This window comes from Pengzhenrongella sp. (assembly GCF_036565025.1).
Lineage (GTDB): Bacteria > Actinomycetota > Actinomycetes > Actinomycetales > Cellulomonadaceae > Pengzhenrongella.
In genome coordinates this window covers 1-15,742 of record NZ_DATCNW010000299.1, presented here as the reverse complement: position 1 = coordinate 15,742, position 15,742 = coordinate 1, and the positions used below count along the sequence as shown (strand labels likewise).

The window sequence follows — 15,742 nt, the reverse complement described above, 5'->3', positions numbered from 1 at the left end:
GGCGTCGGGGGTCGGGGGTCGGCGTCCGGGGTCGGCGTCGGGCAAGCGGGTGCGGGAAATCGGCGTCGGGCTCCCGACGAGCACGGCGCAGCCCTCAGTGGAGCCCTCAGTGCAGCCGATCTGCGCCAGAGCCACACATTCGATGCACAGAGCGCTGCACTGAGCGATCGCGGGCCAACTCGACGGCCGAATGGGGCTGGGTGTGGGGCTGGGTGTATCGAACGTTCACCCATAGGTGCACACTGGCTACCCCCAGCGATACACCCAGCCCCAGTTTCAAGGCCTGCTGCGCGTCCGACGCCGGTTCGGTCCAGTCTCGACGGGCGCACGTCGTGCTCGCGGAGAGGGCGGCTGACACCCGTGGCGACGACGACGGACACCGTCGGACGGCGTGGGACGGCGTCGAGCGGCGTAGGGCTTGAGTTCGCCGGTCCGCACGCGAGTTCGTCGTTTTCGATCGGCGAACTCGAGGGAAAATGGCGAACTCACGTCCGGTCGGCGAAGCGAGACCCGGTCCCGGTCCGCCCCAGCCCCGACCAGCCCTGGCCCTGCCTCAGGCCCCGGGGCCGGCCCCGGCCCCGGCCCCGGCCCCGGCCGATCCTCGCTCTCCGCGGCCAGCACCTGGCGGTGGATTGCTGGCGAGTCGGCTGGCCGGCCGACCCGTCAGACGCAGCGCGCGGTATGGACCGCGCAGGGGCTGACACGCTCGAGGTTCGTGGAAACTGTCAGACGCAGCGCACGGTATGGACCGCGCAAGGGCTGACACGTCGGGGGACGTGGAACTTGTCAGACGCAGCGCGCGGTATACGCCGCGCCCGAGCTGACACGTCGGGGCTCGTGAAACTTGTCAGATCTGGCGCTCGGTATGGACCGCGCAAGGGCTGACACGTCGGGGAGGGGTCAGGTGGTGGTTTCGGCTAGTTCTAGCCAGAGCTCCTCGAGCTCGGCGCGTTCGGTCGCCAGGGCGCGGAGCTCGGCGTCCAGGACGGCGACCACCTCGTGGTCCGTGGACTGGGCGGCCAGCTTGTCGTGCAGGCCCTTGATGAGCTGGGCGATCTTCGCCAGGCGCCGGTCGATTCGGGCGAGCTCCTTGCGTGCGGCGCGAGACTCCGCGGCGCTGGGCGGCGCGGCCTCGACGTCGGCGTCGGGCACGGTGTCCACCGCTGCCCCGCTGACGTCCGAGCGTTGACGTCCTAAAGGACGTCCTGGCTCGGACGTTGTGGAGCGGACGGCGGCGTGGCGCAGCTCGAGGTACTGCTCGACGCCGCCCGGCAGGTCCCGGATCGCGCCGTCGCCCATTAGGGCGACCTGCCGGTCGCAGACCCGCTCGAGCAGGTACCGGTCGTGCGAGACGACGATGAGCGTGCCCGGCCAGCCGTCGAGCAGGTCCTCCAGCGCGGCCAGCGTGTCCGTGTCGAGGTCGTTCGTGGGCTCGTCGAGCAGCAGGACGTTCGGCTCCCCCACGAGCAGCCGGAGCAGCTGCAGCCGGCGGCGCTCTCCGCCCGAGAGCTCGCTCACCAGGGTCCGCGCGCGCTCGTTCGTGAAGCCGAGGCGCTCGACCAGCTGGGCCGCAGAGACCTCCTTGCCCCCGACGGACACGACGCGCTTCTCGCTCTCGATCACCTCCACGACCGACATCCCGGCCACCGCGTCGAGGTCCTCGACGTCCTGGGTGAGCTCGGCGACCTGGATGGTCTTGCCCCGCTTGACCCGGCCCGTCGTCGGGGTCAGCTTGTCGGCCAGCAGCCGCAGCAGCGACGTCTTGCCGGACCCGTTGACACCGACGATGCCGTAACGATCGCCGGGGCCGAGCCGCCAGGTCAGGTGGTCGAACAGGACCTTCGGTGCCGCGCCGGGCACCTCGGCCGGGAACGTCAGCGTGACGTCCTCGAGGTCCAGGACGTCCTTGCCGAGCCGTGCGGTCGCCATCCGGGTGAGCTCGAGCGGGTCGCGCGCCGGCGGCTCGTCGGCGATGAGCGCCTCGGCGGCGTCCATGCGGTACTTGGGCTTGGTGGACCGGGCCTTCGCACCGCGGTGCAGCCACGCGAGCTCCTTGCGGAGCAGGTTGTTGCGCTTGTCGGCGCTCGACGCGGCCGACCGCGCCCGCTCGGCACGCGCCAGCACGTACGCGGCGTAGCCGCCGTCGTACTGCGCGACCTCGCCGAACCCGACGCTCCCGGTCACCTCCCACATCCGCGTGCAGACGGCGTCGAGGAACCACCGGTCGTGGGTGACCACGATGAGCGCGCCCTGCGACCCGCGGGCGAACCGCTCGGCGAGGTGCTCCGCGAGCCACGCGACCCCCTCGACGTCGAGGTGGTTGGTCGGCTCGTCGAGCGCGATGACGTCGTGGTCCCCGACGAGCAGTGCCGCCAGGGCCGCCCGGCGCCGCTGGCCGCCCGAGAGAGTCGCGACGTCGCTGTCCAGGTCCAGATCCGAGAGCAGCCCGGCGTGCACGGACCGGATCCGCGGGTCGGACGCCCAGGTGTGCTCGGCGGACTCGCCGTGCACGAGCTCGCGGATGGTCGTGCCCGCGGGCAGCTCGTCGCGCTGGTCGAGCAGCGCGACGTCCGCGCCGCCCGCCCAGGTGATGCGCCCGGCGTCGGGCAGGCCCCGTCCGGCAAGCAGCCGCAGCAGCGTGGACTTTCCCGCGCCGTTGGGGCCGACGATGCCGATCCGGTCGCCGTCGTCGATGCCGAGGCTCACGTCGTCGAACAGCGTGCGCATTCCGAGTGTGAGCGAGATCGAGTCCGCTCCGAGCAGGTGTGCCATCGAATCATTTCGTCGTGGGGTGAGGTGCGAAGGGTGGTGTCGGGACGGCGGTCAGTCCGAGTCGTCGGGACCGCCGTCGGCGGACCGGGCCCGCGCGGAGTTGATGACCCGCGCGCCGGGCACCGGGCCGACGGCGGTCAGCACCTGGTCGGCGACCCCGGCGGCCGTCATCGCGGCCGCGATGACCAGGGCGTGCTGGCGGCTGCGCGCGAGCGCGGCGACCGTCGGTCCGGAACCGGAGACGAGCACGCCGAGCGCGCCGGCGTCCTCGGCCACCGCGAGCGGTTCCACGAGCGCGGGGGCGAGCTCGAGGGCAGCGTGCTGGAGGTCGTTGTGCAGCGCCCTGCCGAGCGCGTGCGCATCCCCCGCCCGCAGGGCCTGCATGAGGGCCCGGTCGGCCTCCGGCTCGAGCCGGGTCGCGCCCGCGATGAGCTCGTCGAAGACCCCGAAGACGCTCGCCGTGGACAGGCCCTCCTCGCGGACCGCGAACGCCCAGTGGTACTCCCCGCGGCTCATCGCGGGCATCAGCAGGTGCCCGCGTCCGGTGCCGATCGCGGTGTGCCCGGCGAGCGGGAACGGCACGTCGGAGCCGAGCTCGGCGGCCAGTTCGAGCAGCTCCTCGCGCGGCACGGCGGTGCCCCACAGCGCGTCGCACGCCACGAGCGCGGCGGCCGCGTCGGCCGAACCGCCGGCCATCCCGCCCGCGACGGGTACCGCCTTGTGCAGGTGCAGGTGCACGCCCGCCTCGACGCCGGTGTGCACCGCGAGCAGCTGGGCGGCGCGCAGTGCGAGGTTGGTCAGGTCGAGGGGCACGCGATCGGCCTGCTGCCCCGAGACGCTCACGCTGAGCTCGTCCGACGGCGTCGCGATGACCTCCTCGTAGAGCGAGACGGCCTGGAAGACGGTCGCGAGGGGGTGGTAGCCGTCCGCCTCGCGCGCGCCGACCCGCAACGACAGGTTCACCTTGCCGGGGGCGCGGACGCGCACCTCACGCTCGACGCGGACCTGGCCGGACGTTGTCACTCCACCACTCTGCCAGGTTCGCGGCGCGGTCCGCGCGGGCTGCGCTCCCGCGGCACGCCCGTCGCCGGACCGGTCGCCGGGCCCGTTCCCCGACCCTCGCCACGGCCGAGCTCCTGCGCGATCCGGGCGAAGTCACCGATCGTGATCACCTCGCCGCGGGCCTGCGGGTCGACGCCGGCCGCGGTGAGCGCCCGCACGGCGATCTCGGGCGAGCCCGCGAGGCCGGCCAGCGCGGACCGGAGCATCTTGCGCCGCTGGGCGAACGCGGCGTCCACGACGGCGAACACCTCCTGGCGGGACGCCGTCGTCGGCGGCGGGTCGCGCCGCTCGAGGGCGACGAGCGCGGAGTCCACGCCCGGCACGGGCCAGAACACACTGCGCGCGATCGTCGAGGTGCGGCGCGCGGAGGCGTACCAGGCGGCCTTGGCGGACGGCACGCCGTAGGTCTTGCTGCCCGGCGGCGCGGCCAACCGGTCGGCGACCTCGGCCTGCACCATCACCAGCACCCGCTCGAGGCTGGGGAAGCGCTCGAGGAAGGTGAGCAGCACCGGCACCGAGACGTTGTACGGCAGGTTCGCGACGAGCGCCGTCGGCGGCGGGCCGGGGAGCTCGGTGACGTGCAGCGCGTTGGCGAGCACGACGTCGAGCCGGTCGCAGCCGCGGGCGTCGACCAGGTCGGGCAAGTGAGCCGCGACCGTGGTGGGCAGCTCGGCGGCGAGCAACGGGTCGATCTCGACCGCGATCACCGAGGCGCCCGCCTCGAGCAGCCCGAGGGTCAGCGAGCCGAGCCCGGGGCCGACCTCGACGACGCGCTCGCCCTCGCTCACTCGCGCCGAACGGACGATCTTGCGGACCGTGCCGCCGTCGATGACGAAGTTCTGGCCGAGGGTCTTGGTCGGGCGGAGCCCCAGACGCCCCGCCAGGTCCCGGATCTCGGCCGGGCCCAGCAGGGCGCCTGGGATCTCACTCATGGTGCACGAGCCTAAGGCCCCGATCGGGCCCCCTCGGACGCATGCTCAGCTGTAGAGCTTCGCACCGCAGACCGGCCACTGGCCGGCACCCGAGGCGTTGAAGAGCATCTTGGCGCGCATGGTCTGCTCGCTGGCCGATGCCGAGGACGGCGTCCCCGACCCGCCCATGGCGGCCCAGGTCTGTACCGAGAACTGGTACAGGCCGTAGTACGTCCCGCTCGACGAGACAGCATCCGTGCGCCCACCGGACTCGCACTGGGCCAGCGCGGCCCAGTTCAGCGAGTCGGCGCTGCCACCCACGTTCGGGCTGACGGTGGCGGGAGCGGGGGCGGCGGCTACCGGTGCCGGGGCGGGCGCGACCGGGCGCGGCTTGGTGCCGACGCTGACGACCCGGTTGACCGGCGCCCTGGTGACCTTGTCGGAGATCACCTTGCTGACCGCGACCTTGCCGTCGACCGTCCTGACCTGGCTGACGATCGTGCGGGTGCCGGCGACGCCGGCGGTGGTGACCTTCTTCTCCCCGACGAGGAGCGAGGCATCCTTCTTCTCCGAGGAGGCGAAGGCGACCGGCTTGGTCTTGGTGACGTTCTTCTGAGCCACGCGGTTCACCACGACGGTGACCGCGCCGTTCTTGGCGTGCTGCACCGAGACGCGGTCCAGCGGGCCGATCTTGAGGTTGAACTCGTCCAGCACGGCCGCGAGACCGATCGAACCGTCGGGTGCGGTGAGCACGGCGCCGTCGGCCAGGATGTTGACGGGTCCGTCGAGGGTCAGCTCGAGGGGCAGCTCGGCGCGACCGCCCGACATCGACCGGGAGGCGACCAGCCGGACGTCGCCACCGCGACCGGAGAGCGCCGCGAGGGCCTCGTCGGCGCTGAGGGCGGTGGTCCACAGGTTGGTCTGGGCACCGTCGATCTGGACCTTGACCAGTTTTGCGTGCCGGACGACGATCTCGGACCCGTCGCGCAGCGAGGTGGAGGTCTGGGGGGCAACCGTGTCGCGGGTCCCGACGGTGATGCCACGGGCCTTCAGGACGCCTTCGACGCTGCCTGCATAGGTGTTCACGCGGGTGACGTGGCCGTCGACGTCGACCGAGACGGTCTTGTTGGCCGCGCCATAGGCGACCGTTCCGCCGCCGACGACCACGAAGGTGGCGATCAAGGCGACGATCCCGACGCGACGCCGGGAGGGGGTTCCCTCGCGGTGGGACCGCGGGGAGCCGGAAGTACGGGGGGTTCGGAGGGGGGCGAGCAGGGCAGAGGTGTTGCGGCGGGCTGCGGCGGAAATGCGGTAGATGAGTTGCACGCGGTTCCAGTCGTCGAGCTGCCCGGGCACGGGGGTGGGCACGCTCGCACGGAGCGCTCAGCGTTCGCGCGACTGTCGCCGCCGTGAGTGGCACGCCCTCTTCTGCCAGGCTGCCCGCTGGTCCCGGATCCCCGATCCGGCCGTCATCGGCGGCGGGGATTCTGCCCCGCGGCCGCTGCGGACGATCTCACGTCCCCAAACTCGGAACCAGGTCCGAGCCGAAAGGAAAGCGAATCGCCGTCGCAACTGTGGACCGTAACCGATTCGTGACCTTCTGCCAAGGTGTCAGGCCGTATTCGCCTCAGTACCAGCCCTGGGTGGACCAGATCTGCCATGCGCCGCACGGGGTCTTGTACCGGCCGGCGATGTACTCGAGGCCCCACGTGATCTGGGTCGTCGGGTTGGTCTTCCAGTCGGCCGCGACGCTCGCCATCTTGGAGCCCGGCAGGGCCTGCGGGATGCCGTACGCACTGCTCGCGGGGTTCGCGGCGGCGATGTTCCAACCACTCTCGTGGTTCCACAGGGTCAGCAGGCAGGAGAACTGGTCGTCACCCCAGCCACGGGCCGCCGCGAGCTGCCTGCCGATCGCCTGAGCAGTACCGGGAGCCGGAACGGGCGCCTTGGAGACGACCATCGTGCCGACCGAGACGACCTGCTGCACCGGCGCGCGAAGCACGACCTGGGCGACGATCTGGCGTTCCACGGCGGCGCCGCCGAGCCACGACGTCGCGAAGGTGACCTGTCGTTCCCCGGCCCGGCCGGGGGTGGTCACCGTGCGGGTGCCCTTCATGCGCGTCGGGTCGTTCACGACCTTCTCGGTGAAGGGCATCGCCTCGGTCGTGGTCCCGCTGGACTGCTCGGCGCGTGTGACGAGAATCACCAGGCCCTCGACCGCGGTCGCGTCGAGCGGGACCGAGAGCTGGTCGCCGTCCCGCAGGACCAGACCGAGCTCCTTGAGCGCATCGCGCACAGTGGAGGCGGTCGTCACGCCGTCGATCATCTGGTGGTCCACGACGACGTGGATGGTCTTCTGGGTCGACACCCGCAGCACCTCGTTGCGCCCGAGCGAGGCGGACCGCGAGGCCGAGACCCGTGCGTTGTCGCTACGGACCCCGATGTCGCCGACCGCCTCGCCGACGGTCAGGCCGGTCGTCCACACGTTTCGGTCCGCGCCGTTGACCTCGACGGTGATGTAACGTCCGTGCCGCACGACGATCTGGCTGCCGTTGGTCACGTCGTCGGCCGTGTTCGGCGCGACGACGTCGCGCTTGCCGACCGGGATCCCGGCGCCCGCCAGGACGTCGCCGACCGTGCGGCCGAAGGCGGTCACGTGGACGTCCTTGCCGTCGACGTCGACGGTGACGGTCTTGTGCATGATGGCGAAGGCGCTGGTCCCGCCGGTGACCATGACGAGCACGAGCCCCTGCGCGGCGAGCCGCCGAACGCGCACCGAAGGGCGCCACCCAAGCAGACGTGCGAGCGAAAGCGGCACGCGTTCGGGCCCTTCAGTTGGCGGGGCGCACGCGCGTGACAGCGGTGCCAGAGTGCTGACCGTAACCGATCCGTGACCAAGTCTGTTAGTCAGAAGGTCCCGTAGACGGTCGTTGAGTTCGCCGCGACGGCCCGGCAGGCGACCTCGAGATCGACGCCCTGCACCGCGGCGATCGTCCGCATGGTCAACCCGGCCAGGTACGGGGCGTTGGGCCGGCCACGGTACGGGTGCGGCGTGAGGTACGGAGCGTCCGTCTCCACCAGCACCTGCCCCAGTGGCGCCTCGCGCAGCGCCGCACGCAGCGGTTCGTTGCGGGCGAACGTCAGCGGGCCGGCGAACGACAGGTACCAGCCACGGGCGGCGGCGAACCGGGCCATCTCGGCGTCGCCCGAGAAGCAGTGGAAGACGGTCCGCTCCGGTGCGCCGTCGCGCGCGAGCACGTCGAGCACCTCGGCGTGCGCGTCCCGGTCGTGGATCTGCAGGGCGAGCCCGAGCTCCTTCGCGAGCGCGACGTGCGCGCGGAAGGACTCGACCTGCGCGGCGCGGCCGTCCTCGCCGGAGCGGAAGTGGTCCAGCCCGGTCTCGCCGATCACCCGGATCCGGTCGTTGCCGCGCGCGAGGTCGGCGATCTCGGTGATCGCGGCGTCGAGCCCCCTCGCGTGCTCGGCCCGGGGTGCCGGGACCAGCCCGTCCGGCCCGACGTCCCGGGCACCGGCGAACAGGGTGGCCTCGTTCGGGTGCACCGCCACGCCCCCGAGGAGCCCCCGGTGCTCGCGCACCACCCGGTCCGTCCAGCGCGCGGCGGCAAGGTCGCAGCCGATCTGCACGATGCCGGTGATGCCCGCGGCCGCGGCGCGGGCCAGCTGCGCCTCGAGGGTCGGCGGCGCCTCGCCGTCGGCCAGGTCACCCGCGGTGTCCAGGTGGGTGTGGTTGTCCACGACGGCGAACGGCAACGGTTCCGGGGCCGGCGGCCAGCTGCGGTCCCGGGGGCGCTTGCTCACGGGCGGGCGCCGGTCAGGCCGGCGCCTCGGTCGGGTCCTCGAGCCGCGGGAACAGCGCCGCACCCTTCGTGATGATCGTGCCGGCGGGCAGCCGGCCGAACGCGGCCGCCGCCGAGACGGGCTGGGCCGCGAGGTCGCCGAGCGGCCCCCGCGCGCCGAGCAGGGTCCACAGCTCGGCGGCGGCCTTCGGCGTGACCGGGTGCAGCAGCACGGCGAGGGCGCGCAGCGCCTCCGCGGCGGTGACCAGGATCGTGGCGAGGCGACCGCCCTGGCGGAACGCGGCGTCGTCGTCGGCCGAACGCTCGGCCGGATCCTTCGCGACCTGCCACGGGGCCTGCTCGGTGAGGTAACCGTTGGTGGCCTCCACGAGGGTCCAGATCGAGCCGATCGCCTCGTGCAGCGCGAGGGTGTCGATCGCCGCCTCGGCGCCCGAGACTGCCGCCGCGGCGACGTCGGCCAGGGCGGTCTCGGCCGGGCCCGGCTCCCCCGCGGCGGGCAGCGCGCCGCCGAAGTACTTCGCGACCATGGCCGCGACCCGCGAGGCGAGGTTGCCGAAACCGTTCGCGAGCTCGGCGGTGTAGCGCGCGGAGAGGTCCTCCCAGGAGAACGAGCCGTCCTGGCCGAACGGGATCGCGCGCAGGAAGTAGTACCGGAAGGCGTCCGAGCCGAAGTGGTCGATGATCGTCGCCGGCGCGATGCCGGTCAGCTTGGTCTTGCTCATCTTCTCCCCGCCGACCAGCAGCCAGCCGTGCGCGAAGACCTGCTTGGGCAGCTCCAGGCCGGCGGCCATCAGCATGGCGGGCCAGATCACCGCGTGGAACCGCAGGATGTCCTTGCCGACCAGGTGCACGTCGGCGGGCCAGGTGCTGGAGAACCGTGCCTTGTCGGCCGGGTCGTCACTGCCGTAGCCCAGCGCGGTGGCGTAGTTCAGCAGCGCGTCGAACCACACGTACAGCACGTGCGTGGTGTCCCACGGGATCGGGATGCCCCAGTCGAAGGTGTTCCGCGAGATCGACAGGTCCTGCAGTCCCTGGCGCACGAACGCGAGCACCTCGTTGCGCGCGCTCGCGGGCTGCACGAACGTCGGGTTGGCCTCGTAGAAGTCGAGCAGGCGCTGGGTGTACTCGCTCATCTTGAAGAAGTAGTTCTGCTCGGCGAGCATCTCCACGGGCCGGCCGTGGATCGCGCAGACCAGCTGCCCGTCGTACTCCCCGGTGCCGGGCAGCAGGTCGCCGGGCAGCTTGTACTCCTCGCAGTTGACGCAGTACGGGCCCTCGTACTGACCGGCGTAGATCTCGCCCTTGTCGTAGAGGTCCTGGATGAACGTCTGCACGCGGACGGTGTGGCGCTCCTGCGTGGTGCGGATGAAGTCGTCGTTGGCGGCGTCCAGCACGCCCAGGACGGGCTTCCACGCCTCCTCGACGAGCCGGTCCGCCCAGTCCTGCGGGCTCACGCCGTTCGCCTCGGCGGTACGCATGACCTTCTGCCCGTGCTCGTCGGTGCCGGTGAGGAACCACACGGGCTCCTGACGCTGGCGGTGCCAGCGGGTGATCATGTCAGCGGCCACGGTCGTGTACGCGTGCCCGATGTGCGGGGCGTCGTTCACGTAGTAGATCGGCGTGGTCAGGTAGAAGGGCTTGCGGGGCTCCGGCATGGGCCAATCGTAGGTCGGGGCGGTCGGGGGGTCAGCCCAGGGTGATGCGCACGATGCGGTCGTCGCCCCGGTGCGGGGTCCCGCGCCCGTCGGTGTTGTTGGTCAGGACCCAGACCGAACCGTCCGGCGCCTGCTCGACCGCCCGCAGCCGTCCCAGTTCGCCGGTCAGCAGCGCCTGGGGCTGCCCGACGCCGTGCGGGGCGAGCGGGATGCGCCAGAGCCGCTCGCCGCGCAGGGCCGCGACGTAGACCGCCATGAACGTGACCGTGAGCCCGCTCGGCGACGCGTCCGCGGGCGACCAGGTGATCAGCGGATCGGTGAATCCGCGTGCCGCGCCGCCGGCGCCCTCGACCTCGGGCCAGCCGTAGTTGGCGCCCGGGACGATCTGATTGAGCTCGTCGAAGGTGTCCTGGCCGAACTCGGAGGCGAACATGCGCCCGTCGGGCGCCCAGTCCAGACCCTCGACGTTGCGGTGGCCCAGCGTCCAGACCGGCGAACCGGGGAACGGGTTGCCGGGGGCCGGGTCGCCGTCGGACGTGATCCGCAGGATCTTGCCCGCGAGACTGTCCGGGTCCTGCGCAGTCGGCGGGTCGGCAGCATCACCGGTGCCGATGTAGAGGTAGCCGTCCGGGCCGAACGCGAGGCGGCCGCCGTCGTGGTTGCCGGCCGCGGGGATGCCGTCCAGGACCCCGTGCAGCGTGCCCAGGCTCAGGTGCGCCGGGTCGGTGCGGTCCAGGGCGGCCCGGTCCACCTCGTTCCCGTCGGCGGTCGTGCGGTAGAGGTAGACCTCCCCCGCGTGCGGGCCGCCCGCGGGGGCGAGCGCGACCCCGAGCAGGCCTGCCTCGCCGTTCGGGGTGGTCGTCGAGGTGAGATAGTCGGCGCCCGGACCGCCGACGTCCGTCGTGGCGGTGCCGCCGGGGGCGACCAGCAGCACGCGGGCCGCGTCGCGCAGGGTGAGCAGGGCCGAGCCGTCCGGCAGGAACGCCAGTCCCCAGGGGGCGTCGAGGCCTTTGACCAGGTCGGTCTGGCTGGTGACGGCGACGGCCGAGGGCTCGGTCGTCGCCGGAGGCGTGCCGGGGCCGGAGGGCGTCGCGCTCGGCGCGGGGAACGAGCCCCCGGCGGAGGTTTCCGGCGGTGGCGCGCCGCCGCCACGGGGGGTGCAGGCGGAGAGCCCGATCACCACGATGACGCAGATCAGCAGAGAATCGGCGGCGTTCGCCCGGCGGGGCTGCCCCGGCACCGACTGCTCGCGGCGGGGGCCTGCCGAGGGACGAGGTCCGGTCGGCTGGCGGCGCATGAAGACCCCCTCGCGTCGGTCGCGGCGCCGGCCCCGGCGCCGGTCGGGACCAGTGTCTCGCCGCAGCCAGCCCGGCGCCCGCTCGGGTGGGGCCCGGGGCGGGTGGGCGGGCTCAGGAGTCACGTGGTCCGCGCCGAAGCGAGCGATCGATCGGAGTTGCCCCCGCACGTCTGCACGACCGCACGACGCCGGCGACCTCGAGCACGAGCCGGTCGGAGTCATGGACGGCGTCGTCGTAGGTGTACCTCAGGCACGGAATCCCGATCAGGTGAAGCACCCGATCCCGTCGCCGATCCTCCCGAAACTGCGCCCTGTCGCTGTGAAAGGCATAGCCATCGAGCTCGACGACCACGAGCTCTTCGACCAGCAGATCGACCCAGCCCACCCCGAGAATCTCCACCTGGGGCTCCACCGAGAGCCCTGACCTGGTCAGCGCGAGCCTCGCGAACGTCTCGGGAAGGGACTGGCTGCGCCCATCGACCGCGCGCAGCAGACGGTCGAAGTCCACAATTCCCGTTCGTGGTCTCTTCGCGGTGAGCTCCGGGAGTTCGATCAGCCGCCTGTTCAGGGCCGCGTCCGCGAGGGCGATCGCCTCGCGCGCCGGAAGACACTTGAGCGCGTGTGCGAGCGCGGTCGGTAGAGGTGCAAGCAGACCTGGCTCACTCGCGGCGGACAGGGCAACCTCGGAGTCCCAATGAAGCGTCGATCCAGCGGGGACCAGCCCGGCTCGCGGGACCGCCCGGTGGCCCGGCAACGCCAGGTGCACGGCAGACGGCGAGGTGAGCAGTGGCAGCCCGAGCCGTGCGGCCGCCGAAGCGCAGGTCAGCAGGCCGGACACTCTTCTTGCGGCCAGCACGTCCGAGCGTGTGCCGGGGATCGCGTAGAGCCCACGAACCTGTCTCTGCACGGCGCCGCAGGCGACGAGTCCACGAAGTTCAGCCAGCTCGCGAGGGCCTCGCGCAATGCTCGAACGGCGGGCACAACCCCCGTGCTCGGCCAACCGATCCATGACGCTCACTTCCTGATCGTGCACGGCTGGATCGACATCCACCCCGTGGCTCGGTGCAGCCTGTGGAGCGTGGGCTGTCCACAGGTCGGAGCGTTCGAATACCCGTGCAGATCCTCGCGTCGGGGAAGACTCACGACGCTAGGGCCGGAGTTCGCGCGCGCCGGTGCGGAGCATGGGACTCGTGGGACCTGAAGGGGCCCTCCGGGACAGTCTCCGCGCATCATCCGTCACATCCGTCCCATGCTCCGCACCGACGGAAGAGCCTCCGCGCAGCTCCCTGGACTTCTCGGGACGTTTCTCGTTGCCGTCATGGGATCGGGTCGACAGCGACCCTCGTCTTTGCCGACGAGCGCGATTCCGTCAGTGCGGAGCGCGGTACAGGTGGGACGCGAGGGCACTGCTGAAGACCGCTTGCGACACAACATCTGCACCACGTGCACCATGCTCCGCACTGACGAAAACCGAATCTGCTCCCATGTCGGTTTGGGGATCGCGTGGCTCCTCCGGAGCGCAATCCGCCGGGAACGCGGCGAACGGACGACATGTTGCACTGGATGTGCGTTCGTGTTCGAGGAAACGTACCCGCGACCGACAGGACGATCAGTGAGCAGCAGCGACCAGACCGCGCAGCGGGCGGCGGCGCGACCGGATTCCGCACGACCGGATTCCGCGCGCCCGGAGCACCGCGCGCCGACGCACCGTGCGCTGATCGTCGTGGACGTGCAGCCCACGTTCTGCGAGGGGGGCGCGCTCGCCGTGGAGGGCGGGAACGCCGTCGCGGCGAGCATTGCCGCCTTCGCGGGCGCGAACCGGAGCGGGTACGACCTGATCGTGACGACTCAGGACTGGCATGTCGATCCCGGCCCGCACTTTGCCCAGCCGCCCGCCGTCCCGGACTACGTCGACACGTGGCCCCCGCACGGCGTCGCCGGGACGGCCGAGGCCGAGCTGCATCCTGCGCTCGCCGGGCTCAGACCCGACGCGAGCGTGAAGAAGGGTGCGTACGTCGCCGCCTACTCGGGCTTCGAAGGGGCCGATGCCCACGGTCGCTCGCTCGAGACGATCCTGCGCGACGGCGAGATCACGGACGTCGACGTGGTCGGCATCGCCGAGTCGCACTGCGTCCGGGCGACCACGATCGACGCGCTCGGCCTCGGGCTGCGCACGCGGGTGCTCACCGACCTCACCGTTCCGGTGACTCCCGAGCAGGGGGCCGCGGCGCGCGAGGCGATGGCGGCGGCCGGCGCCGAGCTCGTGCCGTCCGACGCGATCTGACCGGCCAGGCCGATCCGACCCCGCAGGCCGATCTGGCCGGCTCAGGCCTTCGGCGGGCGTGATCGGCGGGCGATGGCCGCGGCGTACAGCTCGCGCTTGCCGACGCCGGCTGCCTCGGCGACCTCGGCGACCGCCTCCTTGAGCCGCTCCCCCGCGTCGGCGCGCGTGAGCACCTCGCCGACCACGTCGGCGACCGAGGCGACGGAAGCGGGCGCTCCGGCGACGACGATCGAGATCTCCCCGAGCACCTCGCGCGCTTCCGCCCAGGCCGCGAGCTCCGCGAGCGGGAGCCGCACGACCTCTTCGTACGTCTTCGTCAGCTCGCGGCACACGACGGCGGCGCGGTCGGCCCCGAACCCCTCGGCCATCGCGGCGAGCGTCTCGGCGAGCCGGCGAGGGGACTCGAAGAACACCATCGTGCGGCGCTCGTCCGCGAGGTCCGCGAACGCGCGGGCCTTCTCGCCGGCCTTGCGCGGCGGGAACCCCTCGAAGCAGAACCTGTCCGTGGGCAGCCCGGACAGCGCGAGCGCGGTGAGCACCGCGGACGGCCCGGGCGCGGCGGTGACCGGCAGCCCCGCCTCGACGGCCGCCGCGACGACCCGGAAGCCGGGATCGGAGACCGTCGGCATCCCGGCATCGGTGACGACCAGCACCGTCCCGCCACCGCGCACGACGTCGAGCAGCTCGCCGGCCCGCGCCGACTCGTTGTGCTCGTGGTAGCTCACGACCCGCCCGCCGATGCTGATGCCCATCCGGGCCACCAGGCCGTGCAGCCGCCGGGTGTCCTCCGCGGCGACGACGTCGGCCTCCGCCAGCAGGCGGCGCAGCCGGAGCGAGGCGTCCTCGACGTCGCCGATCGGGGTCGCGGCTAGGACGAGGCGGCCGAGGGTCATGGCGCCAGCCTGCCATGACCGCGCGGACCGGCCGCCCGGCGAGCGGGCGGGGCGATTGACCCGCGAGCGGACGGGGCGATTGGCCGACGAGCGGACGGGGCGATTGGCGGGGCGGCCGCGCCGCCCCCCACCTACGATGACCGCGTGACGATCAGCCCCGGGGCCGCCGACGAGCGGCACCCTTCCGGGCCCGCGCGGCACCGAGCGAGGCCTGAGACCGGCGACGGCGAAACCGCAGCGGCGGACAGGTCAGGGTCGGACGTCGCCGAGGCGCCCGAACCCGCCCGCCGAGGGCGACCCGCACGACATTCGGGGCTCGTCGAACAGACCGAGCCGGCCGAAGTCGCCGCCCACGCCCACAGCGCCGACTACGAACCCGATCCCGGACGCGGCCCCAGCCCGCGCCCGAGCCCCGAGCCGGCCGAGACGGCCGTCGCGCGCAGCGTCGCCCTCGAGTCCGCCCTGCGCAGCCTGCTCGGGGACGCGACCCTGCGCCTCGGCTCCACCCGGCGCAAGCGCGTCTTGGGCTGGATCGGCCCGCTGCTCGTCACGGTCCTCGCGGGCGTCGCCCGGTTCGCGAACCTGGGCCGCCCGCACAAGCTCGTGTTCGACGAGACGTACTACGTCAAGCAGGCGTACACGATGCTCAAGGTCGGCTACGAGGCGGCCTGGGGCAACGACGCCAACAAGGCCTTCGAGGCCGGCCACCTCAACACCTTCCTCGACCGGGCGGACTACGCCGTCCATCCACCCGTCGGCAAGTGGATGATCGCCCTCGGCATGGAGGTCGCCGGGCCGGCGAGCTCGGTCGGCTGGCGCCTGTCGGTCGCGGTGGCGGGCACCCTCAGCGTGCTGATGCTCGCGCGCATCGCGCGCCGCCTGTTCGCCTCGACGCTGCTCGGCACGATCGCGGGCGGCCTGCTCGCCGTCGACGGCGAGGCCATCGTGCACTCGCGCACCGGGCTGCTCGACAGCTTCGTGATGTTCTTCGCGCTCGCGGCCTTCGGCGCGCTGCTCCTGGACCGCGACCAGGCCCGACGGCGGCTCGCG

The 15,742-nt window shown here is 72.6% G+C and carries 12 protein-coding genes; 2 read left to right on the top strand and 10 right to left on the bottom strand.

The window, feature by feature from the left end; all coding sequences use genetic code 11:
• Positions 1 to 900: 900 nt before the first annotated feature.
• From VIM26_RS17220 to VIM26_RS17180, 9 genes are all read right to left on the bottom strand, one after another.
• A complete protein-coding gene (locus VIM26_RS17220; RefSeq protein ID WP_331953393.1) occupies positions 901 to 2,772 on the bottom strand; it encodes an ABC-F family ATP-binding cassette domain-containing protein in 1,872 nt (623 codons plus the stop codon).
• A gap of 51 nt (positions 2,773 to 2,823) precedes the next feature.
• Positions 2,824 to 3,795 carry a 4-(cytidine 5'-diphospho)-2-C-methyl-D-erythritol kinase gene (locus VIM26_RS17215; protein ID WP_331953392.1) on the bottom strand — a complete coding sequence of 324 codons (972 nt, stop codon included), beginning with the start codon at positions 3,793 to 3,795 and terminating at the stop codon, positions 2,824 to 2,826.
• A complete protein-coding gene (gene rsmA, locus VIM26_RS17210; RefSeq protein ID WP_331953390.1) occupies positions 3,792 to 4,766 on the bottom strand; it encodes a 16S rRNA (adenine(1518)-N(6)/adenine(1519)-N(6))-dimethyltransferase RsmA in 975 nt (324 codons plus the stop codon). Before rsmA ends, VIM26_RS17215 begins: the two co-directional genes overlap by 4 nt.
• Before the next feature lie 45 nt (positions 4,767 to 4,811).
• Complete coding sequence (locus tag VIM26_RS17205) at positions 4,812 to 6,113, bottom strand: transglycosylase family protein (protein ID WP_331953388.1); 1,302 nt, start codon at positions 6,111 to 6,113, stop codon at positions 4,812 to 4,814.
• A 259-nt stretch (positions 6,114 to 6,372) separates the two neighbouring features.
• Positions 6,373 to 7,521 (bottom strand): ubiquitin-like domain-containing protein, encoded by a 1,149-nt coding sequence (locus VIM26_RS17200; RefSeq protein WP_331953386.1) that lies wholly within the window; start codon positions 7,519 to 7,521, stop codon positions 6,373 to 6,375.
• A 131-nt stretch (positions 7,522 to 7,652) separates the two neighbouring features.
• Positions 7,653 to 8,564: a TatD family hydrolase gene (locus VIM26_RS17195; protein WP_331953384.1), complete on the bottom strand. Its 912-nt coding sequence runs from the start codon at positions 8,562 to 8,564 to the stop codon at positions 7,653 to 7,655.
• Between the two features lie 13 nt (positions 8,565 to 8,577).
• A complete protein-coding gene (gene metG, locus VIM26_RS17190) occupies positions 8,578 to 10,218 on the bottom strand; it encodes a methionine--tRNA ligase (protein WP_331953382.1) in 1,641 nt (546 codons plus the stop codon).
• A gap of 31 nt (positions 10,219 to 10,249) precedes the next feature.
• On the bottom strand, positions 10,250 to 11,515 hold the full coding sequence (locus VIM26_RS17185; RefSeq protein WP_331953380.1) for a PQQ-dependent sugar dehydrogenase: 1,266 nt from the start codon (positions 11,513 to 11,515) through the stop codon (positions 10,250 to 10,252).
• Between the two features lie 112 nt (positions 11,516 to 11,627).
• On the bottom strand, positions 11,628 to 12,422 hold the full coding sequence (locus VIM26_RS17180) for a hypothetical protein (protein ID WP_331953378.1): 795 nt from the start codon (positions 12,420 to 12,422) through the stop codon (positions 11,628 to 11,630).
• Between the two features lie 807 nt (positions 12,423 to 13,229).
• On the opposite strand from VIM26_RS17180, the gene VIM26_RS17175 reads away from it, so the two are divergent.
• On the top strand, positions 13,230 to 13,799 hold the full coding sequence (locus tag VIM26_RS17175) for an isochorismatase family protein (protein ID WP_331953395.1): 570 nt from the start codon (positions 13,230 to 13,232) through the stop codon (positions 13,797 to 13,799).
• A gap of 41 nt (positions 13,800 to 13,840) precedes the next feature.
• On the opposite strand, the gene rsmI is transcribed toward VIM26_RS17175, so the two are convergent.
• Entirely contained in the window at positions 13,841 to 14,692 is an 852-nt protein-coding gene (gene rsmI / locus VIM26_RS17170) for a 16S rRNA (cytidine(1402)-2'-O)-methyltransferase (protein WP_331953376.1), read from the bottom strand.
• Between the two features lie 144 nt (positions 14,693 to 14,836).
• Here rsmI and VIM26_RS17165 point away from each other — a divergent pair.
• A partial coding sequence (locus VIM26_RS17165) for a phospholipid carrier-dependent glycosyltransferase (protein ID WP_331953374.1) occupies positions 14,837 to 15,742 on the top strand: 906 nt, incomplete at its 3' end.